The 24,255-nt window shown below is 64.5% G+C and carries 21 protein-coding genes and 1 pseudogene; 4 read left to right on the forward strand and 18 right to left on the reverse strand.

What is annotated here, in order from left to right:
• Positions 1–286 precede the first annotated feature (286 nt).
• Positions 287–901, reverse strand: a complete 615-nt coding sequence (locus Tther_RS09415) for a c-type cytochrome (protein WP_143903227.1) — start codon at positions 899–901, stop codon at positions 287–289.
• Between the two features lie 121 nt (positions 902–1,022).
• Between Tther_RS09415 and yihA the strand changes: the two genes are divergently transcribed.
• Positions 1,023–1,700, forward strand: coding sequence for a ribosome biogenesis GTP-binding protein YihA/YsxC (gene yihA, locus Tther_RS09420; RefSeq protein ID WP_246098981.1), 678 nt, complete (start codon positions 1,023–1,025; stop codon positions 1,698–1,700).
• A 49-nt stretch (positions 1,701–1,749) separates the two neighbouring features.
• Positions 1,750–2,724 (forward strand): alpha/beta fold hydrolase, encoded by a 975-nt coding sequence (locus Tther_RS09425; protein ID WP_143903231.1) that lies wholly within the window; start codon positions 1,750–1,752, stop codon positions 2,722–2,724.
• Here the strand turns inward: Tther_RS09425 and Tther_RS09430 are convergent.
• Positions 2,685–3,539 (reverse strand): lysophospholipid acyltransferase family protein, encoded by an 855-nt coding sequence (locus Tther_RS09430; protein WP_143903233.1) that lies wholly within the window; start codon positions 3,537–3,539, stop codon positions 2,685–2,687. The genes Tther_RS09425 and Tther_RS09430 overlap by 40 nt on opposite strands.
• 177 nt (positions 3,540–3,716) lie before the next feature.
• Between Tther_RS09430 and metK the strand changes: the two genes are divergently transcribed.
• Positions 3,717–4,901, forward strand: a complete 1,185-nt coding sequence (gene metK / locus Tther_RS09435) for a methionine adenosyltransferase (RefSeq protein ID WP_143903235.1) — start codon at positions 3,717–3,719, stop codon at positions 4,899–4,901.
• 111 nt (positions 4,902–5,012) lie between these two features.
• On the opposite strand, the gene Tther_RS09440 is transcribed toward metK, so the two are convergent.
• From Tther_RS09440 to Tther_RS09470, 7 genes are all read right to left on the reverse strand, one after another.
• Complete coding sequence (locus Tther_RS09440) at positions 5,013–7,022, reverse strand: tetratricopeptide repeat protein (protein WP_143903237.1); 2,010 nt, start codon at positions 7,020–7,022, stop codon at positions 5,013–5,015.
• 14 nt (positions 7,023–7,036) lie between these two features.
• A complete protein-coding gene (locus tag Tther_RS09445) occupies positions 7,037–8,137 on the reverse strand; it encodes a glycosyltransferase family 4 protein (RefSeq protein ID WP_143903239.1) in 1,101 nt (366 codons plus the stop codon).
• A gap of 28 nt (positions 8,138–8,165) precedes the next feature.
• Positions 8,166–8,810, reverse strand: coding sequence for a lytic transglycosylase domain-containing protein (locus tag Tther_RS09450; protein ID WP_185975055.1), 645 nt, complete (start codon positions 8,808–8,810; stop codon positions 8,166–8,168).
• A 237-nt stretch (positions 8,811–9,047) separates the two neighbouring features.
• On the reverse strand, positions 9,048–11,930 hold the full coding sequence (locus Tther_RS09455) for a glycosyltransferase (RefSeq protein WP_143903243.1): 2,883 nt from the start codon (positions 11,928–11,930) through the stop codon (positions 9,048–9,050).
• Positions 11,927–12,877, reverse strand: coding sequence for a lysophospholipid acyltransferase family protein (locus tag Tther_RS09460; protein ID WP_143903245.1), 951 nt, complete (start codon positions 12,875–12,877; stop codon positions 11,927–11,929). Before Tther_RS09460 ends, Tther_RS09455 begins: the two co-directional genes overlap by 4 nt.
• Complete coding sequence (locus Tther_RS09465) at positions 12,874–14,115, reverse strand: ABC transporter ATP-binding protein (protein WP_143903248.1); 1,242 nt, start codon at positions 14,113–14,115, stop codon at positions 12,874–12,876. The genes Tther_RS09460 and Tther_RS09465 overlap by 4 nt, the downstream gene beginning before the upstream one ends.
• Complete coding sequence (locus Tther_RS09470) at positions 14,105–14,896, reverse strand: ABC transporter permease (protein ID WP_143903250.1); 792 nt, start codon at positions 14,894–14,896, stop codon at positions 14,105–14,107. Before Tther_RS09470 ends, Tther_RS09465 begins: the two co-directional genes overlap by 11 nt.
• A 75-nt stretch (positions 14,897–14,971) precedes the next feature.
• On the opposite strand from Tther_RS09470, the gene Tther_RS09475 reads away from it, so the two are divergent.
• Positions 14,972–15,571 carry a methyltransferase domain-containing protein gene (locus tag Tther_RS09475; RefSeq protein ID WP_246098982.1) on the forward strand — a complete coding sequence of 200 codons (600 nt, stop codon included), beginning with the start codon at positions 14,972–14,974 and terminating at the stop codon, positions 15,569–15,571.
• A gap of 22 nt (positions 15,572–15,593) precedes the next feature.
• On the opposite strand, the gene Tther_RS09480 is transcribed toward Tther_RS09475, so the two are convergent.
• The 9 genes and pseudogenes from Tther_RS09480 to Tther_RS09520 all read right to left on the reverse strand — a co-directional run.
• Positions 15,594–16,496, reverse strand: coding sequence for a peptidylprolyl isomerase (locus tag Tther_RS09480; protein ID WP_185975056.1), 903 nt, complete (start codon positions 16,494–16,496; stop codon positions 15,594–15,596).
• A 99-nt stretch (positions 16,497–16,595) separates the two neighbouring features.
• Positions 16,596–17,759 carry an FG-GAP repeat domain-containing protein gene (locus Tther_RS09485; protein ID WP_143903254.1) on the reverse strand — a complete coding sequence of 388 codons (1,164 nt, stop codon included), beginning with the start codon at positions 17,757–17,759 and terminating at the stop codon, positions 16,596–16,598.
• A 50-nt stretch (positions 17,760–17,809) separates the two neighbouring features.
• Positions 17,810–18,673, reverse strand: a complete 864-nt coding sequence (locus tag Tther_RS09490) for a hypothetical protein (RefSeq protein ID WP_143903255.1) — start codon at positions 18,671–18,673, stop codon at positions 17,810–17,812.
• Between the two features lie 193 nt (positions 18,674–18,866).
• The gene (locus Tther_RS09495) at positions 18,867–19,352 is read right to left on the reverse strand and encodes a hypothetical protein (protein WP_143903257.1); all 486 of its coding nucleotides are present in this window, start codon (positions 19,350–19,352) and stop codon (positions 18,867–18,869) included.
• 49 nt (positions 19,353–19,401) lie between these two features.
• Positions 19,402–21,483: a type II secretion system secretin GspD gene (gene gspD, locus Tther_RS09500; protein WP_246098983.1), complete on the reverse strand. Its 2,082-nt coding sequence runs from the start codon at positions 21,481–21,483 to the stop codon at positions 19,402–19,404.
• Between the two features lie 311 nt (positions 21,484–21,794).
• Positions 21,795–22,241 carry a hypothetical protein gene (locus tag Tther_RS09505; RefSeq protein ID WP_143903261.1) on the reverse strand — a complete coding sequence of 149 codons (447 nt, stop codon included), beginning with the start codon at positions 22,239–22,241 and terminating at the stop codon, positions 21,795–21,797.
• Positions 22,238–22,780 (reverse strand): type II secretion system protein GspM, encoded by a 543-nt coding sequence (gene gspM / locus Tther_RS09510; RefSeq protein WP_143903263.1) that lies wholly within the window; start codon positions 22,778–22,780, stop codon positions 22,238–22,240. The genes Tther_RS09505 and gspM overlap by 4 nt, the downstream gene beginning before the upstream one ends.
• Positions 22,777–23,772 carry a PilN domain-containing protein gene (locus tag Tther_RS09515; RefSeq protein WP_143903264.1) on the reverse strand — a complete coding sequence of 332 codons (996 nt, stop codon included), beginning with the start codon at positions 23,770–23,772 and terminating at the stop codon, positions 22,777–22,779. The genes gspM and Tther_RS09515 overlap by 4 nt, the downstream gene beginning before the upstream one ends.
• Positions 23,769–24,255 (reverse strand): annotated as a pseudogene (locus tag Tther_RS09520) (type II secretion system protein GspK); the annotation flags it as partial. The gene Tther_RS09515 and the pseudogene Tther_RS09520, both read right to left, overlap by 4 nt.

Here is a 24,255-nt window from a genome sequence, read left to right on the forward strand (position 1 = left end):
CGCAGCTTCGCTCCACGCTTCCTCCCCACAATCGGTCACCCTCTTGCAGTTGCGCTTCGCTTCGTTCGCTGTGATCAACTTACGGGAGGACTTTCACCTCCAAGAGTGCGCCCGTGCCGGGCGCACACAAAAAAGGCAGGCCGGTGTGCGGCCTGCCTCTGTTCAGATTCCAAGGGTACGCGGAAGGTTCCACGCGACGGCCACCCCATGGCGGCCAATATTATCCAACACTAATATTTTGCGTGCAGGCCCCACCGCCCAACCCTGGCACCAGCGGGGCCAGCGCTCAGCGCAACCCCGCCACGTAGTCGGCGAGGGCCTTGATCTCCTCATCCGTCAGGTAGCGGGCGACTTCGTGCATCAGCTTGTTGTTGGCGCGCTCGTTGGAGCGGAACCCTTTGAGCTGCGCCGCGGTGTACTCGGCATGCTGACCGCTCAGGCGCGGGTATTCGGCCGGGATGCCGCTGCCGCTGGGACCGTGGCAGCCCGCGCACGCCGGAATGCGGCGGTCCATCAGGCCGCCGCGGTAGATGCGCTCACCCAGACGCACCAGCTCGGGATTGGTGGCAAAGCCGGTGGTGGCCTTTTGGCTCGCCAGCCAGTAGGCGATGTCGCGCATGTCCTGGTCCGAGAGCTGGCTGGCAAAGCCCAGCATCACGGCGTTGGCGCGCTTGCCCGACTTGAACTCCTGCAGCTGCTTGATCAGGTATTCCGGGTGCTGCTGGGCCAGCTTGGGGTTGGCCGCCGTGGTCGAGTTGCCGTCCGCCGCGTGACAGGCCACGCACACCTGGCCGTACAGCGCCGCGCCGCGCTTGAGGTCGGGCTGGGCGGTCTGCGCGTGCGCGGACCAGGACAGGGTGGCGGCGAGGGCGGCACCAAGGAGCGTGACGATGGGTTTCATGGCGTGGTCGCTGGATGGGCGCGATAAATGCATGCCGAGCCGGCCGCTTCCTGCGCAAGGCCGGCGCAGCCTCGACGGTATCGCGCGATTCTACAATGCCGCCAGACCACCCCTTATGACGATGCACCACACCCCCACCACGGACGCCGCGCAGGCGCTCGCCTGGCTGCACACCGCCCGCTTTCTGACCGAGGCGCCGCAGCTGCAACACCTGCCCACGCTGTCCGTGCCCGAGATCGCCTTCGTCGGCCGCTCCAACGCCGGCAAGTCCACCTGCATCAACACCCTGGCGCAACAGCGGCAGCTGGCCTTTGCCTCCAAGATGCCGGGACGCACGCAAAGCATCGTCCTGTTTGCGCTGGGCAAGGGCGGGCAAACCGACGCCGTGCTGGCCGACCTGCCCGGCTATGGCTACGCGGCCGTGCCGCAAGCCGCCAAGCGGCGCTGGCAGCAGGTCATGGCCAACTACCTGGTCAGCCGGCCCAACCTGCGGGCGGTGGTCATGCTGTGCGACGCACGTCTGGGCCTGACGGAGCTGGACGAAGCGCTGCTCGACATCATCCGCCCGCGCGTCGAACAGGGGCTCGATTTTCGGGTGCTGCTGACCAAGGCGGACAAACTCTCGCGCACCGAACAAGCCAAGGCGCTGTCGATTGCGCGACTGCAGACCGCCGGCGGCGGTGCGATGCTGTTTTCCGCGCTCAAGCGCCAGGGCCTCGACGAGGTGGCGTTGCAGCTGTGGCGCTGGGCCCACCCGGCGCCGCCGCCCGCCGAGGCCACGCCTGCCCCCACCCCCTGACGGCACCCGTACCCATCGGTGCGGCGTGCCGGTGACGGAGACCGCACCGATGATCCACACCTTCGAGCAGCCCCTGCCCCACGGCATCACCCTGAGCGTGCGCGCCGCCGGTCGCCCCGGCCGCCCGGTGGTGGTTTTTTTGCATGGCTTTCCCGAAGCCGCCTTCGTGTGGGACGAGGCGCTGACGCGACTGGCCGACCCCGCGCATGGCGGCTTTTACGGCATTGCCCCCAATCTGCGCGGCTACGAACGCTCCAGCGCCCCGAAAGAGCCCGAGGCGTACCGGGCGCGCCACCTGGTGCAAGACGTCGCCGCGCTGATCGATGCCGTCACCGCCGATGGCCCCACGCCGGGCCAGGTCGCCGCCGTGGTGGCGCACGATTGGGGTGGCGCCGTGGCCTGGAACCTGGCGGCCCTGCAACCGCAGCGCCTGCAGCGGCTGGTCATCCTCAACGCCCCACACCCCGGCACCTTCTGGCGCGACCTGCGCCACTCCCCCGCCCAACAGGCCGCCAGCGCCTACATGAACGTTCTCATCCGCCCGGACGCGGCCGAGCGGTTGCGCGCCGACGGCTACGCCAAGCTGTGGGCATTCTTTCGCGGCATGTCGGACACCTCGGCGTGGCTAACACCCGCGTTGCAGGCGCAATACGAGGCGGTGTGGGCGCTGGGGCTGCAGGGCGGTCTCAACTATTACGTGGCCTCTCCGCTGCGCCCATCGACCGCGGACGATCCCGCGGCGGCCGGCGTGGAACTGCCCGAGACGCTGCTGCACGTGCGGGTACCCACGCAGGTCATTTGGGGCCTGCGCGATCAGGCGCTGCTGCCGTCACTGCTCGATGGGCTTGAGCGCTGGGTGCCCGATCTGCGCATCGAGCGGCTGCCGCACGCGTCCCACTGGCTGCTGCATGAGGAGCCCGAGCGCGTGCTCGGGTTGATCGAGGCCTTCGTCAACGGCCACGCTGCGCCCGAGGCGACCACCCCTCATGCGGCGCCCGGCGCCAGTGGCCGCGGGGCTTTGTAGCGTGCATACCCCCACAAATACTGACGCGGGCAGCGGCCGATGAGCGCCTCCATGGCGCGGTTGATTTGCGCGGCGGCCTGTACGGCATCGGCCGCCAGCGGCTCGTGCATCACCTGCGCCCACGGCTGCACATGCACCACGTAACCCCGCCCCCACGGCAGGCGCTCCCCCCAGGCGAGCAAAACCTGCACCCCCGGCTGCTGCGCCAGGCGCGCCGCCAACGTCATGGTGTACGCCGGCCGACCGAAAAACGGCGCCCACACGCCCAACCCCTCGGGAGGCACCTGGTCGGGCAACAGGCCCACCGCCTCGCCACGACGCAGCGCCTGCATGAGCTGCCGCACCCCCGCCAGCGTGGTCGGCGCCGCCGCCAAGCCTGCGCCATGCCGCGCCGGGCGCAACAGTGCGTCCAGCGCCGCGTGGCGCGACGGGCGGTACAACACGGTGATGGGGGCGCCGTGGCGGCCAAACCGCTCGGCATACGCGCGCGGTGTGATCTCGAAACACCCCAGATGGGGCGTCAAAAACAACACGCCGCGTCGCTGGGCCAGGGCCGCCTCGATGTGGGCCGCCCCCTCCCAGCCCACCGGCACCGGCGGGCCAAACCACAGGCGCGGCAGCTCGGCCACCTGCTGGCCAGCCGCCCCAACCGACGCCCAACGTTCGCGCCCGCGCAGGCCCGCGAGCCGGGTGTGCTCGGCCCAGCGGCGGCGGTAGGTCGGTGACGCCAGCCACACCGCCCACCCCCCCAGCCAACCCAGCGCGTGCAGCGCAACGAGCGGCCAGCGGGCAAACAACCAAAACAAGCGCGTCATGGGCAGGGACATCGAACGTGCGGCTGCGGCCCGGCGGGACCGGGGTACAATCGGGCCCCATCGCCGAGTTACCGAACTACTTGCGGGCGATTCACAAATGCCGCTAAAGCGTTCGCCACCACCCCGGTACAGGGGCCGGCGCAACGCCGGCAACCATCACCGACGGAGTGTAAAGCCATGGCGAACGACTTTCTCTTCACCAGCGAATCGGTTTCCGAAGGCCACCCGGACAAGGTGGCGGATCAGATTTCCGACGCCATCCTCGACGCCATCTTCGAGCAAGATCCGCGCAGCCGCGTGGCGGCCGAGACGCTGTGCAACACCGGCCTGGTGGTGCTGGCCGGTGAAATCACCACCAACGCGCACGTCGACTACATCCAGGTCGCGCGCGACACCATCAAGCGCATCGGCTACGACAACACCGAGTACGGCATCGACTACAAGGGCTGCGCCGTGCTCGTGGCCTACGACAAGCAAAGCAACGACATCGCCCAGGGCGTGGACCATGCGTCGGACGACTACCTCAACACCGGCGCCGGCGACCAGGGCCTGATGTTTGGCTACGCCTGCGACGAAACGCCGGAACTGATGCCCGCGCCCATCTACTACGCGCACCGCATCGTCGAGCGCCAGGCGCAGCTGCGCAAGGACGGGCGCCTGCCCTTCCTGCGGCCCGACGCCAAGAGCCAGATCACGATGCGCTACGTGGACGGGCGGCCGCACAGCATCGACACCGTGGTGCTGTCCAGCCAGCACAGCCCGGAAATGAGCGACGGCAAGCACATGAAGCCGGCATTCATCGAGGCGTGCGTCGAGGAAATCATCAAGCCCGTGCTGCCCAAGGAGTGGCTGCACAACACCCGCTACCTCATCAACCCGACGGGCCGCTTCGTCATCGGCGGCCCGCAGGGGGACTGCGGCCTGACCGGGCGCAAGATCATCGTGGACACCTACGGCGGTGCCTGCCCGCACGGCGGCGGCGCCTTCAGCGGCAAGGACCCGACCAAGGTGGACCGCTCGGCCGCCTACGCCGCCCGCTACGTGGCCAAAAACATCGTCGCCGCCGGCCTGGCGCGGCAGTGCCAAATCCAGGTCAGCTACGCGATTGGCGTGGCGCGCCCGATCAACGTCACGGTCTACACCGAGGGCACGGGCGTCATCCCGGATGAAAAGATCGCCGCCATCGTCAACGAGGTGTTCGACCTGCGGCCCAAGGGCATCATCCAGATGCTGGACCTGCTACGCCCCATCTACAGCAAAACCGCCGCCTACGGTCACTTCGGCCGCGACGAGCCCGAGTTCACCTGGGAGCGCACGGACAAAGTGCAGATGCTGCGGGATTTGGCGGGGATCACCAACTGACGGCGTCACTCGCTGGACGAGCAAGCAAAAAGAGGCAGCCCATGAGCTGCCTCTTTTTTTGGTGTTGCGCGGACGTCCTTGCCCCCCAAAAAGGACGGCATCATGCGATTTCTACCGCCCCATACGAATCTCCCGCAGGACGGAAATATAAACCGGGTTATTGGGATCGCGCGCGAGCGCCTCCAAGATATCCTGCTCCGCTTTTTTGAGGTCACCGGCTCGCATGTTGACATTGGCACGTGCGTGATAAAGGTCGGCGGACGCACGCCGGCCAATCGCCTCCGACAACATCGTCAGCGCTTGTGCTGGCCGCCCTTGTCCCGCCAGCGCGATCGCCAACCCGGCGGTCGCCGCAGAAAGCTCAGGGTTCACCTTAAGCAATTCACCAAAATAGTACTCCGCCCTTTGGTATTGACCAACGCGATTTGCCAAATAACCGGCTGCCAAAAGGGTAGCCGGTCGATAGCGCTCATGCAGCCCCCCGGTGAGCGCACGGTCATAAGCTAGGAAAGCATCGTCCGCTCTGCCCATTTGGTCAAATGCACTGCCTATCGAAACCCAAATTTCAACGCCTTCATAACCTTCCGACTGGGCTGCCAATAGCAACGGTAACGCTTCCTTGGGGCGACGAAGGGATACCAACGCAGAACCCATTTTTTGCTTCGCCATTCCATTTGGCGCACCCAGTCGATCGGCCAGCTTTGCATAATTAAACGCACTATCAAAGCGTCCAGCCGTTAGCTCCCAACGTGCCAGGTTATGCGGCGCACGCCAACGCCCCAAAGCATTCTGCGGTCCGGATGGATCGATTTTGGATAAAGCATCGCGCCATGCCGTTGGGTCATCACGCAAACTTTGGATGCGATCGACAGCCATCAACCCAAAGCCAACCACAAGCAGCCCCCCAACACCCAAAATCCATTTATGTGCACGCAACACAGATATCAAAATGACAACCCATAACGCCGGCAACACAATCGACCAAAGATAACTGCGATACAAAACGAATGGCTCTTGCAACCGGACGAACGCCAATTCTGCGGAAAACATGATGGACGGGATCAAAAACACCAATCCCACGAGAGCAATCCGCCCCGGTTGACGCAATATGGCGATAGATGAAGCAGCCACGGCCAGCAAAAAGGCACCTGCACCCAACACCTGCGGAAACGCAAACCATTCCAAAGGAAACGGCGGACGCAAGTCAACACTCAACCAACCCACCCACGGAAATACCCAGAGCAAACCATAACGAAAAAAAAGCCACGTTTGGTTGACCACACTCAGCACATATACCTGTTCAGATGCACCCGGTCTGAGCGCGTCCAACTGACGCAGGAATGGACGCACCACATCCTCGGTCGGAACGCCTATCGTCCACCCTTTGCGATGTACCGTGATCACAGCCGTGACCACTGCAACACCAACCAGCACCACGGCCCCTTGCCAAAGCTGTCTGGCGTGAGGTCGGTGCCAGTAAACATAAATCGGCAACAGCAAGGCAACCGCCGGTGCGGCATGCTCTTTGGACAGCAAGGCCATCAGGTACGCCAGCGCCGCCCCCCCGACCCAGAGCAACCGACGTAACAGCGTCCGGGCATTCAGTGCCGCGATAAACATCAACAGCATGGCGACAGTAAACGCCGTCGCCATTAACGTGGAACGTTGCGTCAAATACTGCACTGCATACACGGCCACCGGGTTGACAGCCCAGATCATGACCGCTACCGGCACGGCAACGCGCGCCAACGAGCGCAACTCCTGTAAAGCCTCACCGGAGTTTTCCCGTTGTGATGCAGAATCCTCGTGATCCAGCGCTCTATATACCAATTTCTCCGTCAAAAGCAAAATCAAAATCGCATTGACAATATGCAATAAAACATTGAATGCTCGTTGCCAATACAATTCTGGCCCGGCAATATGATAAACCGCCTGATAGCTCGCCATCCATAAACTACGAAAACTAGGCTCTAGCGTTATCGGGCCCGCAAGCTTGTCTGCATCACGCGCTATCCAGGCATCGTCAAATATCAGCCCATGGGTGTAACCAATGGCATACAGAGCTGCCAGCCCCACTGCCATTGCCAGCACCGGCGCAAGTTTTTTGATACCGATCAACATTGATCTATCCAATTTTATCGACGCAACCAGCGCGGCACCTTAAACCGCACAATGGTCAAGTAGGCCGCAACGTATGCGAGAACAAAAAGTACGCACCCCACCATCAACACGGGAGTCGTATCCCAGAACAATACCGCCGGAATCACCGTTGTGAGCGCAAAACCCCAAAGATACGGAGACGTACGGTTATTGCGCATCAGCAGTTGGCGCGCCGCATCGTCGTGAAACACACCGCGGACAATGCGGCGGTAAATGAGTTGATGAAAATGCAGGGCATCCGCCACACCCGGCGAGTCACCGCGCACCGCTTTGCGGTAAACCGAAAACAATGTTTCCACAACAGGATAAGCCAACAGCAACATCGGAAACCAGGGCGAAACGGCGGGATTTCGCTGCACGAGTGCCACAGAGGCCACTGCCAACGCACATCCCCATAAGTATGCACCCCCATCACCTGCGAACAGCAAACCACGCGGGTAGTTCCAGACCAAAAAGCCTGCTGTCGCGCCCGCCAGCGACGACAGCAGCGCGGCCAGCGGCCAGTCACCAACCTTCAACGCAACATACGCCAGCGCCGATGTCACGGCAAGCGCCACTGCGCCCGCAAGTCCGTTGTAGCCGTCGATCAAATTAAAAGCGTGTGGCAACCCCGCCACCGCCAGCCATGCGAGCGCCATCCCAAGCCACGGCAGCGCTTGCCAATGGGTGTCGAACCACGTAAAACCCGATCGGTCGATGCTCAAACCCAACCAGACGACAGCCAGCGTTGCCGACAAGCCCGTCAGTGCCAAGCGTGGAAGCGGCGCCAGCCGGTGCGTCAGATCCTCGAAAACGCCACCGAGTACAGCAGGCAGCAAGGTTCCCATCACCGCGAGCCAAACCGCCCACGGCACGATGGAGCGCCCAAGGTCCCCCCAAACCGGGTGCACCTGCCGCGCCGACACCACCACCAGCGCCACCAACATCGCCACGCCGCCCAACCGTGGCACATCCCCAACGTGAAAACGCTGGGGCGCGTCGACCGGGTAGTGCCGAGCATAGCGGCGCCCATCCCGAACCAGCCAGCCCGCTGCGACCGCTGAAACAAGAAACGACAAGATCAGTTGGGTGAGCACGTCGAACTCGGTGGAGGAAAACGTGTGCTCAGCCCAAATGCCCCGTCAACGCCCGATAAAACTTCATGACGCGCACGACGTACTCCTGTGTTTCTGGGAATGGAGGGATGCGTCGCCCATAGCGCAAGACCGCTCCTTCGCCCGCGTTGTACGCGGCTATGGCAAGCTCCAATTCACCGTCAAACATCCGCAACAAGTCAGCCAGGTAGCGTGTACCCACCTGAACATTGAGGTCAGGATTTTTGAGCAATGCCGCGGCGTGCTGAGGACTGCTGGCCACCACTCCATACCGCTGTGCTGTCGCCGGCATCACCTGCATCAGGCCCACAGCGCCCTTTTTGGAAACGGCTTCCGGCCTAAACCCGGACTCGGCAGCCACAATGGCCGTCACCAGCGCTGGGTCGAGCTCCTGCCGCTGGGCAGCCGACTCCAGCAACGGCTGAACCACGGCGTAACCAGGCAAGCGTGCCGGATGCAGCGAGGATGACCGAAGCGGCAGGGTCTTAACGCGATCATCGAATGCCAACCACTGCAAGCGCTTGACCGGTGGAGGGGACACATTGCCGATGTACGTTACCCCCTGAGCATCGACATAGGTCCATACCCCATTAGCATGTCCCAATGACGCGGTAACGAACATTGCTAAGACGCACGCTTTTTGCACCACGCTCACAATATGCATTCCTGATAATCGAAAAAAAGATAGGCCATCGATCATCTAAGATCACGATGTGACGGTGGCAGCTGACCTGACGTCAAACCGCACCAGCGCCGAGGCGTCAGCGGAGCATCTTCTGAATCGGGCGGTCATGTTGGCCTTATGCCTTTAGGCGGCAACACCGGGAAACGTGCCTCGACACTTCGTACCACTTGCGCTCATCTGTTCTCCATCTTGGCGCGACACCGCACATCAAAAAAGTGCCGTCAGCCGCGGCGGCCGGGCCAGCGCAAAATCCTCGCGCATATTATCAAGGTTGGGGTTGAACGCCGGATCCTCCCGCAGCCGATCACCCCATCGTTCTTGCATATAGTGAACCTCCGCCTCGAAGCGGCGCTGCTTGACGGGGTCCTCGTGCTCGTACCCCCGAGTCGCCGACTCATGATGGTACAGCTCGGCATAGGGCGTCCAGACAATGCGATAGCCGGCTTGCCCGACCGCCAGACAGAAGGCGACATCGTTGAAAGCCACGGCCAAGCGCTCGTCCATCCCTCCCACCTGTTGATACACCGCCTTGGGCACGAGCAGGCAAGCGGCAGTGACGGCTGACAGGGTCTGCCGCACGTGCGCCCGCATCATGTATCCCGGATGGTCCGCCGGCAAGTGCTTGTGGGCGTGTCCCGCCACCCCGCCCACCAAGAGCACGCCGCCATGCTGTACGGTATCGTTGGGAAACAACAACCGCGCTCCGACGATGCCAACGCCGGGCTGTACCGCGACCGAGACCATCTCGCGCAACCAGTCGGCGTCCTTGACCTCGATGTCGTCGTTGAGCAAAAGGACGTAATCGCCCTTGACACCCGGCACCACGGCATTGTGCAGCGCCGCGTAATTAAACGGACGCGGGTCATGCACCACGGTGCAACGGGGATGCTGCGCGTAGTCCCGCAGCAGACGCAGGGTCTCCGCCTGATCCGAACCGTTATCAATAATGACGATGTCATAGCGGTCGTAATGGGTACGTCCAATTACTCCATCGATGCACGTTTTGAGCAGACGACCTCCGTTTCGGGTCGGCACGACAACGGTAACGTGCGGCGGAGAGCCTGCCATGTGGTACCTCACACGGTAAGCCGATCGCCGGTCCACTGTCACGGTTGCGGATACCCCCCGACGCTGCATCGCTTCTTGCAACGCCCGGCGACCTGCTTCCAACGCGTACGGCTTTACGCCCACATCGTGGGCCGTACTACCCTCGTGCACACGCCAGTGATACAAAACCCGGGGAACGTGAACAACCTCTTCCGGGCGGCAACGCTCCAGCACACGCAGCGCTAGGTCATAGTCCTGCGCACCTTCAAACCCTTGCCGCACCCCCCCTACCGCCACGACATCCTGACGGCGGTAAACCGCTAAATGACAAATATAGTTGTAGGACAGCAAAAGGTCGGGGTTCCAATCCGGCTTGAAATGTGGTTCACAGCGCCTTCCTTGTGCATCGATTTTGTCTTCATCGGAGTACACGATCCGTGCTTGCGGATGTTGCCGGATGGCCACAGCCACGCACCACAGAGCGTGGGGTGCCAACACGTCGTCTTGATCCAAAAACGTGACCCAATCGTCGGCCGACAAGGCCAGCCCATCGTTCGTGGCGGCCGAAATATGTCCGTTACGCGCCCGCCAGACAACGCGAACCCGACGATCTTCTTCCCCCAAACGTTCCAGGAAAGCAGCCAGTTCGGCACGCTGTCGGGTGCTGCAGTCATCCACCAAATACAGGTGCCAATGGGGATACCACTGCTGCCGTACAGATTCGATGGCCTGCCGTAGCCAGTCGAGGTTGGGGTTGAACAGCGGCACTACGATGCCCACCGTGGGCCATGACCCCTCGCTCTGAATGGCCGAGGCGACACGCTCGGCGCCATCGGGCGGCAGCGCCTCATACGCGTCCAGCCATGCTCGATAGGCGGACCAATCCCCAGCCAGCAGCTCCGACCTCACGGCCCCAGCCACCAGCGGCACCGAAGCCGTTGGACGCTGGAAAAGGCGGCGCGCTATCCTCTGCACGGTCGGCTGAACGCCCTGCGTTCGCAGGGAAACGAAGACCTTGCCGCCGTCACCGCAGATGTTGGCAATGGCTTGCCTCGCGGCGCGCATCGGTGCTGTCAGGCGCCAGCTCTTCGACGTGAGCACCGCCTCCAACTGGCTGCGCGCTTGATCGCGCTGTTCGGTGATCGCCTGCAGATCGCGCTCCAGGGCACACCTGCGATTCGACTCCTCCTGGCCGCGGTGGGCGGCCTCTTCGAGCCGTTGCCGGGCAACCTCGAGCTCGCGTTGCAACGCAACCACTTGTTCGGACAATTGCTCAAGCCGCCGCCGCTGCCCAGCGTCGCCGGACGCGAACAGGACGCACCGCCGCCACGCGGCATCCGATGGCAACTCGGCGGCAACCACCCATTGGTACACCGTCGCGTCCATTGCACGCAACAAATGCTCCTGGTCTTGAGGTGCCAGCTGGTTCCAAAACGCACCAAATTCAGAATCCCCTGGCCCCCAGTGCACCGCGCGACGCGCCACAGGCACGACACCGCAACCCAGCATCAACGCTTCCAACTCGAAGCGGGTAAAGAAGTGGACGTGGCCCTCATCCAACAAACCGGTCGGACCGTAGGGGAACCACCCCAGTTGCAACGCTGCCTGGACACCGGCATAACCAATATTGGGCGTCGAAACGACGATATTCCCTCCGGCGCGAACCAATCCCCGCACACCACGCAAAACACGCGCCGGCTCACGCAAATGTTCCAAGACATCGGCAATCAGGACATGGTCGTACGTCTCCCCAGCAAAGAAGGGGCCATCCCATGCCATGTTTTCCAAATCCTCGACGAGCAGCCGGTCACAATAAGGCCGCGCCTGTTGCGCCGCCATGGCATCCAACTCGACGGCGTCGATACGGCAGCCATGCCGCTCCTGCAGGATACGTGTCATGCTGCCCGTTGCACACCCCAGTTCCAGCACCCGGCTGCCTGGGCGTATTAGCGCCAGGATCTGGCCCAAGACCGATTCGGGCGCGATCTCGTCGTGGTCGACGTGGTACTTGAGCGATTCGCCGGGTTTGATGGCGGCAGTCACGTTGCGTGTCTCCTGTTCGTGGTTGCGGCATCGGGCCAGGCGGAACGGGTGGGGCCAAGCGGCTGCCACAAAGTGGCCGCGTGCGGCAGCAACCACCACTGCCAGGGCTCTGTCCAGACCGCTTGCGCCACGATATCAAACGCTTGCTGAAGCGCTTCGCGCGGTGACCCCGCCAAATCCGAGCAACGCATCTCCACCCGCGGGCCACCCACATCGTGCAACAGCGCCAAAGCGAACAACGCCCCCGTTGCCTGCGCCAAGCGAACGATGCCCGTCGGAATCGATAGCGTACCGGCACCAAAGCGATACGTCTCACGCTGCGGGCTGTGTGACGAAAACGCATCCATGACGATGATCAGCGGTTCGCCGCGCCGCAACACCGAGCGCAGACGCACGGTGGGGTCATCGGCCATGATCCACTGCCCGCCCGCAAAGCGCTGCAGACTCTGGCCATTGCGATAACCGACCCATCGCTGCATGGGGGACAAAGCGGTCGCGCGCTCGTCCACCGTCGCGGACAGAAACGCACTGGACAACCCCAGCCGCCGCAACGCGGGCCCTATCATACCCAATCGTCCATAGTGGGCTGTCAAGATGATCAGCCCGCGACCCTGGGCCGCAGCGCGCGTCAGGATGTCGGCATCCCGCAGGGTCACTTGACCCACCACGTCCGACATGGTGGCCGTTGCCATGCGGTGATCATCGAGCCGAATGCGCGACTGCAGCCCGTGGTAGGCGCGCACGATCGTTTCGTCCCGCTCGGTGTCACACCGGCCCAAAAGCATCGTCACGCCACGCCGGATCGCCTCGGCGTCAAGGGCAGCGTTGGCACGCCAGCGCCCCCACAGCTCGGCGCAGCCGTACTGCCAGTGCAGCGGCAGTCCGGCCAGTAAAGGGTTGCCCAGCCGGTAGCGCCACCAAAGGGGATCACCGAGGCGGCCTTTCACTGCTGCTCCCACCGATGTGGAAGACGCACGATGCCCGGCTCTGGGCCAGCGGGCATGACACTGAATCGCGCGGCATGCACGACATGCTCGTATACGTGGATGGCGTTTTCGCACATCAAAAACACGTCCACGGTAAATTCACCGCGCATCAAGGGCAACGAAGGCACGCGCAAGCACGCCGTGAGCGCACCTTGAGCGGACTGCCACCGAACACCATCATGAAACGATGTGCAGCTCGTCACGTGCATGCCGGTGGCGTCGCTCAACAGCACCGCGACCGTTGGCGGTGGGATAGCGGCATCGTACGACACATGCACACGCACCCCCAACTCGTCGATATCGCTGCGCAGCTCCGGCATGCCATGCGGACCGCACGCAGCACCATTGACCAACAGCTCGACACCGCGCACGCGCGCCAAGCGATCAGCCGCCCCCAGCACCCGTGGCTCGCGGGCACCGGTGACAGCCTCGGCATCACGCGCAGCGCGTTCGTGGGATTTGAGATGATCGTTGTAGCGGGCCACCACGTCGCCGGCAGCGCCGCGCGCCATGATCCGCCCGCGATCGATCCAAATGGCCTGCTCGCACAACATCTCCACCTGGTAGAGGGCGTGCGTGCAAAACACCAAGGTCACGCCACGTTCGCGCAGCGCCATGATGCGATCGAAACTCTTGCGAGAAAACGCCGCATCGCCCACCGACAGCGCCTCATCCACGATCAGGATGTCCGGCTCCACCGCCGTCGAGACGGCAAACGCCAATCGCACAAACATGCCCGAGGAGTACGTCTTGACCGGGCGGCTCCAGGCCGAACCGATCTCGGCAAACGCCTCGATCTGCGGCAACGTCGCATCGGCCTCGCGCGGGGTCATGCCCATCAGCACGCATGCCAGCCGGGCGTTTTCCTCGCCGGTGAACTCGGGGTTGAAACCCGCTCCAAGCTCCAGCAACGCACCAATCCTGCCCACACAGATGCGCTGGCCCACGCTGGGCAACAGCGTGCCGGCCATGATCTGCAGCAGGGTCGATTTGCCCGCGCCGTTTGCACCGATCACCCCAAGGCTGCCACCGCGGGGCAACGCCACATCCACCCCTTGCAGCACCCAATGCTTGGGGCGATGCGAGCGGCGCGTGAGCGCCTCGGCCAGCGCTTGTAACGGCCGCACCTGATCGCTGTACGCCTTGCCAATGCCCGACAACCGGATCTCACCGGGTTGCAAACCGTGGTCAGAGTGCATCGGCAAACCCCGGTTGCACCCGGTCAAACAACCATCGACCGATGATCACCGCGCAACAGGCCACCGCGAACTGCGTCAACCATTGTGTCCACGCCGGCGGCACGTCCCCGAGCAACACGGCCCTTGCCCCCTCGATCGGCAGCGTGAGCGGATTGGCGGCGATCAGCGCATGCCACTGCGCCGGCAGTGCCGCGACCGAGTAAAACACCGGGGACAAAAACAGCAGCGCCGTCACGATGGGTGACATCATGTGCTGCAAGTCGCGCAGGTAGATACCAACCGCCGCGAGCGCCCACGCCAGTGCCAGCGCCCACAGCAGCAACGGAATGCAGTACACCGTGGCCAGCGGCAACGCCCACGGTCGGCCAATGCCACCGACCAGCGCCACCGCGGCAGCCACCCCCAGCGCCAGCAGCGCCTGCGTAAACGCTGCGCCCACGTGGACATACGCGAGCACCGGCAGGGGAAATTGGATTTTCTTGACATAGGCCGGCTGCTCCAGAACCAGTCGCGGTGCTCCCGTCAGCACCTCGCCCATGAAGCCAACGAACGTCAAGCCCACAAAAATACGCACCGCCACCTCCAGGTCACCCGCACCCGGGTTGCCCGGCCAGCGCATGGCCAGCAGGTGACGAAAAAAGAACGTGTATACCGCCAGCATACCCAAGGGCAGGACCACCGCCCACGCAACGCCCAGCACACTGCCACGGTAACGCTCCGCCAACCGGCGCCGCAGCAGACTCACCACCAGCCAACGATGACGGGTATCACTCAGACGCATCCACGGGCCCCACCCCAGGCGCCGTTCCGGCCGAACGCGCCCGAATCATGAAAAAACCCTATATGATACTTCGCCATGCACGAAAGCTCCTTTCGCCGTATGCAGGCGTTTCGCGACACCCACCTGGCAAACCGCCAGGCTGAACGCCTGCGTGTGATCGACATCGGAAGCCAGGACGTCAACGGCAGCTACCGGCCCTTGTTCGACCACAGCGCATGGGAGTACGTGGGCGCTGACATGGCAGCTGGGCGCAATGTCGACGTTGTGCTGCGCAACCCCTACGACTGGCGGGAGCTGCCCAGCCGCAGCGCCGACGTGGTGGTGTCGGGGCAGGCGTTCGAGCACATTGAGTACTTCTGGATCACCGCATTGGAGGTCGCACGCGTGCTGCGCCCCGGGGGTATCTGCTGCTTGATCGTACCCTCGGCCGGCCCTGAGCACCGCTACCCTGTGGATTGCTGGCGCTTCTACCCCGACGGCCTGCGCGCCATTGCACGGTTTGCCGGACTCGACGTGCTGCAAGCCGACACCGACTGGACCGGCACCGGCGGCGAAGGGGGGGACATGTGGCACGACTCCGTGCTGGTGGCATGCAAACCCGACACGTTTTCGTGGCGGCACGAAATGCGCCGCCAGTTGCTATCATGGGCCGTCAAGCGACTGGCCCCTGCCTAAAACGGCCGACGTCGACCGGACGTCAGCTCCCCACCACCTTCAGCGCTCGCAGCGCTTGATCGTCGATCTGCACCCGGTAGCGTTGAAACAGGTCTGTTTTGACGCGCTCCCGTTGTGTCTCGCGACAGTACTGCACCGCACGTGTTGGCACTTGGTGTTTGACAGCGTCCCACGGGAGCTTTTGCGCATCGCGCCAGTCTGCCACCCGCAGCAGGTAAACATAGTCGCCTTCCACCAGCGGCCCCACCAGCCCGCCTCGCCCCGCGCTTTGCAGGGCTGCCAGCACCGGCTCGCGATCCGCACCTTGCAACGGCATCCAACCCAAGTCGCCCTGCCGCAACGCGGGGGCCGCCTCCGCTGCGCGCTGGACCAGCGCCTCAAACCGCGCACCGGAGGTTGCCACCGCCCTCGCTTGTAACCCCAACCAGAGCTCGGCTGGAAACTTGTCCAGCTCCAAGGTCTTGGGCAGGATGATGCGCTCGACCCGCGCTTGCGCCGGCAGCGTGAAAGCTTGCGGGTGTTCGTCGAAATACTTTCTGGCTTGCACCTCATCAGCCGGCGCTTGGCACTCGCCAGCGATTTTTCGGTATACGGCGAGTGCATAAATGTCATCGAAGCGCGTATCCGTGCCCGGCGCTGTCTCGCTGGCGCGCGGCTCCTTGAGGCGCTCACCTTCCAATACCAAGGTTCGCGTCATCGCGATTTCATCGACCAGCGCCCGCACACCGTGCGGGGTGGTCAACAGGGGGCGCATATCGATACGGCGTTGGGCATAGGCACGCACATCCGAGGCGCGGATGAGGTCTTGTTCGCCAAGGCGAACCAGCACGGGATCCTCATTCACGGCACGATCCGCGCCACCGTTCGGTGGCACGGGCACCTGGGCCCACACAGGCGTCGTCCCGGCAGCCGCAAACAACAGCACACACAACGTTTTTCGCCAATGAATTGCTCTCATGTCTGACCACTTGTATGTTGAAACCCGACCAGATGCCGACGCAAGGCGCCGATGGGGTTCACGCGCTCAGGGAAGCGAGGGCCCAAAGAGCACATCCGATGCAGGTCCTGTCGAATTCATGGACATCAGGTCGAGATGTCCATCTCGATCCACGTCGATCCACTGCAGTTCCGTCGGCAGCCCGGAAACGGGAACGCTGCGTTGCGCCAACACCTGGCCCGCTGCGTCGTAGCGGACGATGAGCACGCGGTTGTTCTCGCCCCATGCGACGGTGTCGTCATCGTAAGGGGCCACCCCAACGGCGCCAAAAGCGGTGAACGGCAACATCTGCCAAACATCCGTGGTGACGTCGTAGCGTGCCACCTTGCCGCCAGTTTCCAGCGCCACGTACCAATACCGCCCGGACGGTGTCACCCCAACCCGTCGTGCAACGTGGTCAAACCGGTGCACCGCCTGGGGCTGTGTGGCAACCGCCGTGTCCAACGCATCTGGCAAGGGCAGGTAGAGCACCTGGTTGTCGTCCAGGCAGCTGGTCACCAGCCCGGGGCCCTGACCGCGCGGCCCCCGTGGCACAGCGGTTACGTGCCAGGGCGTCGCGCACCAGGTTTGCGGTACGACGCGGGTCGCCCCATTCGGTCGCCAATGCACCCACGCCACCTGCCGCCCACGGTACGGGGTCGCGAGCAGCAGCCAACCGCCATCGCGGGCAGGTAAAACCATCACGTCCCGCGGCTCGAAACCCACATCGATCTGCGCCTTGGGCTGCAGTTGGCCATCAGCCGTTACGGCAAAGATATCCAAGCTCCGCGACTTCTCCACGGCCGCAACCACATGCCGGTCATCGATCCATTTCGCGCTGTCCGGGTGGTAAGCCACCGCGTGCCGGCTGAGCAAATGCTGGCGACGCCCATCCAGCGCGTACAGCACCACCGCGCTGACGTCGTGCTCGACCGCTACCCAGCGGCACCCCGCCACTTCCGTGCAACGGGCCTGTCCACCCCAAACCTCGGGTGAGGGCAGCCGCATCGAAGCAGCGACCGCTACGCCTGTTGCCTCGACCGCGGCGCCCTCGGGCGATTCGTGCCGGGTCGGCCCCGCGCATGCTGCCATCAGCGCCACGACGGCAGGGAAAAGCACATTTGACACCGCGCGCAGCAGCCTGCTGGAACCCTTACGCGCACACCATTTCACCATAGGTCGTTTCTGCTCATCGATAAAAAAAGGCGCCATGGTTGGCGCCTTTTAACTCAATCAAAATATTCTTCTGAATCCGAGCTGAATCACTTGTGCGGGTTCAGAATCGTCTGCACAGCGCCAAACGCAGGAGCGCTGATCACACTGTAGCTGAACACCGAACCGCTCAGAGCCGGAGCAGCGTTACCCGTATTCCAAACAATGAAACCATCCTTGAAATCAGCCGGGCGGCCGGCGATGGTTTCCGGATCGAACCAGTCAAGCTCAGCGAACTTCAGGTCGAAGTTGACCGACTTACGGTTTTGCTTGTCGTCGTAGATGTTGACGGTATGGGTGCCTTCTTGGTTACCCGTCGACCACACCACGATGCGGGTGTCGTCACCGCCCGCAGCGCCGTCGATGTAATAACGCATGTACAGGGTGTTGCCGACAAGAGCAGCACCACCGGCAGAAGCCAAGCTGTTGGCATCCAGCGTGGTCAGGTCAGCACCCTGGGTAATACCCAAAGGACCATCAACCACCGGAACGTAAACAACATCTTTGGCGCTCAGGTTGTACTCAAACGCATGGCCAGCCAAGGTTTGCGAATCAACGGGACGGATGTTGGTAGAAGCTGCGCAAGTGGCGCCTTTGCCCGCCGCAAACACCAAGTAACCACGCTTGTTTTCCAAGCCAACCCCGGAGGCGTTTCGCCACACGAACGGGTGGTAGTCGTTAGCTGTCACCGCGAAGCAGCCATCGGTGATGTGCTTGGAGTCTTGGTCGAAGAACGTCCAGAACACGCTCGTCGCTTCCGTGGAAATGATACCGACAGCTGTCGAGACGTTGCCCCCGTCATGGATGACGTTGGGCACCACGAAGCCGTTGGAGAAGGTGCCCATCGTGTAGGCGTGCGCCACACCGGCGGTCAAGGCGGCAGCGGCGGCTGCAGCAATGGCGAGTTTCTTCATGTTTACAAGTCCTTTGGTTGATGACAAGGAAGCTTTGCAACCCTTGCGGGATTCCTAACCCAACCGTCGGTTCCGACTGGGCTGTGGCAATGATACAGGGAAAACGGCGGCGTGCTCAACTGTCTGCGCTCAGGACAAGCCCGAAGACCCTCACCGTTGCGAACAAACAACACGGACGAACCGCACCGACGACTCAGCGCTTGTCCTCGAAGATCGCGTTGCGGCCCAGCACGTGGTACCAGCGGCCGTCGATGCGCCGCCAACGGTCTGGCACCAGCGCCACCTGGTTGCGCAGGCGCACTTGCGGGAGGCTGAAGCGGATCTCCACGTCCACCACGGCAGCGTCCCCTTCCAGGCTGCGCACCCCCTTGACCTGCACCGCGTCGTACTGTATGCCGCCGCGTTTGAGATAGGCCTGAAGCGTCCAGCGCGGATCGAGCGAGACGTCCTCGTACGGCCAAGCGGTGACAAGGTCGTTGGCCTGCGTGGCCGCCCAGTAGGCGCGCGCCCGGGTTAGCAGGGCGTCGCGTTCATCCACGGGGCCGCCCGGTGCAGCGCAGCCGCCGAGCGCGGCTGTGACAATCGGGGCGGCCACATACACCAACACACGACGGCGCGCAAGGGTGCCCGATTCGGCAGGGGCCTTGGTCTGGTAGGGGATGGGGTTGGGTGTCTTCATGGCCTAGCGGTAGAGTCCTGGGGTGGTGGTCGGTTCCCGCGCGTCGTTGTCAATCCCGTTGCGCTGGCAGCGCTGCGGGACTGCCCACGGGCGCCTGCAGGGACAGCGTGCGCATACGCTCACGCAGTTCGGTGCTGGCCGCGCGCAGCGCATCGTCGTCCTCCAGCGCGCGCGGGGTCAGCAGCACGAGCAGTTCGGTTCGGTCACGCTGCTTGGTTTGGGTGCCAAACAACGCGCCCAGCACGGGGATCTGGGACAGCCCCGGCAAGCCGGAGCTGCCGTTGGTCTCGTTGTCACGGATCAGCCCGCCGAGCACGACGGTTTCGCCCGAGCGCACAGCCACGCGGCTTTGGATTTGGCGCGTGAGGAAGTTGCGTTGCCCGGTGGCGGCGTCGATTTCGCCCACGTCGGTGACTTGCTGGACGATGTCCATGGTGACGGTACCGCCGGCGTTGACGGATGGTGTGACCGAGAGCATGACCCCCGTGTCCTTGTAGGAGATCGACTCCGTGACCAGGTTGCTGGTGGCCACGGTGGTGGCGGTTTTGATGGGCTGCTGCCGGCCTATCTGGATGGTGGCGTTGTGGTTGTCCTGCACCAGAACGGAGGGGTTGGACAGCACGCGCAGCAACGAGTTGTCGGCCAGGGCGTTGAGCGCGGCGCGGATGACGCCGGCGCGGTTGAGGATGGTGTACGAAAAACCCGGCTGGCGCGGGCCGATGGCGCCGCTTTGGCGCAGGTTAAGCAGGGCCTGCCCCTCACGCCCGCCACTGAGGCTGTTTTGCAAAAACCACTCGACGCCGTATTGCAGGCTGCCGGTGAGCGTGACTTCGACAATGCTGGCCTCGATGAGCACCTGCGCCGGGGCTTTGTCGAGTTCGCGCAGCGCCTGCTCGATGCGCCGGTATTCGGGTCGCGGCGCGCGGATGAGCAAGGCGTTGCGCTTTTCGTCCGCGACGACGCGGATGTTGCCCTCGAGGCGCGTGGCACTGGTCAGCGCGGCCTGGCCATTGCCCGCCCCTGCTGCCCCCATGGGCGCTATGGGCGCCAGTGCCGGCGTGGTGGTCGCCCCAGCGGTGCGGGCATTGGCGGCGGTGGCCGATGCCGGGTTGGCGGCGCTGGGACCGCTGGCGCGGGTGAGTTGCGTGGGGGCATTGCCCGCCGCCACACCCGTCGTGCGCGCCCCATCCGCACCAAAGAGACCGTTGAGCATTTCCGCCAAATCGACCGCCGAGCCATGTTGCACGGGATAGACGAACAAGGCGGACTCGTGGGCATCGGTGGGCCGGTCGAGCCGGCGAATCCACGTCTCCACTTGCGTCAGGATGTGCTGGCGTGGCGTGACCACGACCAGGGCGTTGAGCCTTTCGATAGGCAGCACGCGCAACAACCCCGCCAGGGGGTTGACCGAGGCGGATGCTGCGCCCACCGTTGCCGTCGCAGCCCCTTGGGGCCCGCCCGTGGCCTGGGCAGGAATGGAGCTGGCAGTGCTGGCGGCTTGCCCGACGATCTCGCCCGCGCGGTCCGTGCCCAGCAGCATTTGCATGGCGTCGCGCACGTCGTTGACGTTGGCGTACTCCAACACGAAAACCCCCACCGACATGCCCGCCAGAAAGTCGACGTCAAAGGCGTCGACCAAGTCGAGCCAGCCCGTGAGCTGTGCTTTGCTGCCTTGCAGAACGAGCACGTTGCGCAAGGTATCGACGTGGACAAGTGCCTCGCGCGGCGCCACAGGGGCCAGGATTTTGGCCATTTCGGCCGCGCCGATGTGGTTGAGGGGCGCAATGACGATACCGGCACCGGGCAACTCGCGCACCCGCGCTGCCCCCACCACCGGGCGTGCGCCCGGCGTGGTGCTGCGCTTGGTGACGTGATAGACACCGGCAGGGTCACGCACGATGGCCAGGTCGTGGGGCAGCAGGGCGGCGTCCAGCACGTCCAGCACTTGCGGGCGGGGAATCGGCTGGTGGGTGCGCAGACTGATGGGGATGTCGGCACCCGCGTCCACGGTGTAGTTGAGCTGCAGCAAGTCGCCCAACAACGCCTGCGCCAGTTGGCCGATGGGCGCCCCCTCAAAATTCAACGACACGCGGTCGCCGCGCGCCAGCACCGCGTCGGTGCGGGGGGCCAAGTCGGCCTTGACCATTTGGTCGGTGCCCGGATACAGCTGTGTGCCCGAGGAGCGCTTGGAAACGGTCGTCGACCGGGATTCGGGCGCTTGTGGTGGCTGTTCGGATGGTGCACGCGCGCCCATGCTTGCGTCGGCAGACGGTGACACCATCTCCGCGGACGGGGCGGGGGCCGCCGTGGCGCTCACGAGGGCATGGTCGCGGGGCGCGCTGGCGCAGCCGGCCACGGCGAGGGCCAGAAAAAGGGGGCTCAGACGTGGTGTCATGGTGTCAGGACAAAACGAATAATGGGTCATGCGACGGAGGGACTGGCTCATCGTCCGCGCGCGGCTTCCAGCGGCCGGCTGGCACGCTGGCCTTCGTCGGTCACGAAGACCGCCTGGCGCCCGTCAAACGACTCCAGCCGCCAAGGGCGCGTCTGGTTGCCGTATTTGACCAAGCCGCCGCTGGGCGTGCGCAACAGGGCAACGCGCTGCTCGCCACTTTGCACGACGGCGATCAGACGGGACTGGTTGAGCTCTTCGAGCAGCCGGTCTTCTTGTGTGCGAGCGCGGGGCGGCCGGCGGGTTGACCACAGCAGCGGGCGCTCGATGGCCGCCGCGGTCGACGCCTGGACTGGCTCGGGCAGCGTGGGAACGGGAGGAACCTCCGGACGCAGCGGGGCAGGTGGCTTCCACCATGCATGGTCACGCTCCCACCACCGGGCTGCCGCCCCTGTGCACGCGGCTACGAGCGCGAGTACGACGAGCCAGAATCTCATGGTGCTGCCTCCGGCGCTACGGGGGCATCGATTTGCAGCGTCAAACGCACGGTTTGCGGCTCGGTAGGGGCGTCGCGCCCTTCGCGCATCACACCCATCGACTGCACCCACAACACCGGCCGCTGTTGTTGCAGGTTTTGCAAGAAGCGCACGGCGTTCGGCCACGGACCTGTGACGGTGGCGCTGATGCGCACCCGCTTGAGGGTGCCGCTGGCGTCGGGCTCGGCCGCCTGCAGCGCCACCGATGTGAGGCCGGCGCCATCGATCAGCGCGCGCAGGCGTTGCTGCACCTCGGTCGAGACGTTGGGGCTGGACGGGTGCAGCCACGGGCCGACCTGCTGCGTGGCTTGCTCCAGTTGGGCCTGGATGTCGCCCCCGGCCTCGACGAGGCCGGCCAAGCGCTCGATGCGGGGCTCCAAGATTTGCAAGCCCGTTTGGTAGCGCTGCAACAGCCACGTGGCTGCCCCGGCGACCGCGGCAGCGATCGCGAGCAGCAACACGGCGGGCACGGCCAAAGCGCGGCGGGTCCAGGGATTCATGAGGCGCCCCCCCCTTTCCAGCGCAGCTCGAAGGTGAAGCGCTCCTTGTTGCTGGCCGGGTCGCGCACGGCAGCGTTGGGGGCCTTGGCGTCGGCAAAGGCCCCGTACCCCGCCACACGGGACAGCAGATCGGTGGCGTTGGGGGTCAGGCCGCTGATGCGGATGTCGCGGCCGTTGATGTCGATGCGATCCAGCACGGTGTCGTCGGGCAGCGCGGCGGACAAGGCCTCGATAATGGATGCCGCGGGCACGCCTGCATCGTGGCCGGCACGGATGTCCTCGACGACGCGGGCCTGGGTGCGCAAGGCATCGAGTTGTTGGCGGATGGGCGCGGCCTGGGGGTCCAGGGTCTGCAGCTGCTGCATCGCGGCCACCACACCCTGACGCTGGAGGGCAGCCGGCATCAGGGCGAGCAAGGAGGCACTGGCCAACGCGGCCCCCAAAGCCGCCAGACCCGCCACATCCCACCACGCTTGCCTACGCCGCCACCTGCGCCCCGCGGCGTCGCGCACCAGCGAGGCAGAACCATCTTCGCGCATCAGGTAGGTCGGGGCCCCTTCTGCGATGGCGTGGCTGCGCTGCACATCAGCGACCACCGAGCGCGGAACGATGCCCCACACCGCCCGCCAGCCGTCGGCCGCGGGCTCTGCGCGCCAAGCGTAGAGCACGTGATCCAGCGGCAGCGGGGAGTGCCCATGCAAGGCCTCGGTCATGGCAGCGGGTACCGCGTGGCGGGGCATACGCGGCAGTGTGACCTGCCCCCACAGGCACCTTTGCGACACCACGACAGCGCGGGCGGTACGGGCGCGCGCCAGCGCGCTGGCCCGCCCACCCCGAATGGCCCAGTGACGCCCGTCGGCATCCACTGCGACCGTGCGCGTCGCGGGCCACCAGCCATGCGCCACCAGCCGGTCCCGCAGATCGCCCAGGCCCCAGATCATGGCATCGATAAGGGGAGAAATGCGGCTGGTCGCCGCTGTCTTGCGTGTCATGGGTGTTCGGTCGGTGGGGCGACGCCAAAGCGGGTGGTGGGTTCGATGAGCATGGTGGTCCAGGGTGTCAAGGTGTCAGGGCGCTCGCTGCGATCGATCCAAACCATCCTTTGCCATGGTCGCCCCTGGTGATCCACGAGGCGGGCCGTCAGGCGCACCGCGCGATCCGCCACGGCCGGGCGATATTCAAAAATGGGCGTCGCGGTGTACGCGGCGTACTCCGCCTCTCGACGATCGGCCGGCAACGCATGAAGCCGCTCGCCCAGCCCCGGTTTGCCGGTCATTTGGCTGATCAACGCTGGCGGCGCAGCGCCGAGGTCGATGCGTTGCCCGCCGTTGATACCCAAAAACGGTGCGATTTTCTCATACAGCTGGGGTGTCATGCCCATGACGGCCAGCAGCTCGGACGCGTCCTCGATGGCACCGTTGCGTGGCAGGGAGGGCCAACCGGCGCCCCGGTACTGCGCGGCCTCGGCCCCACCC

The sequence above is a fragment of the Tepidimonas thermarum genome (assembly GCF_007556705.1).
Taxonomy (GTDB): domain Bacteria; phylum Pseudomonadota; class Gammaproteobacteria; order Burkholderiales; family Burkholderiaceae_C; genus Tepidimonas; species Tepidimonas thermarum.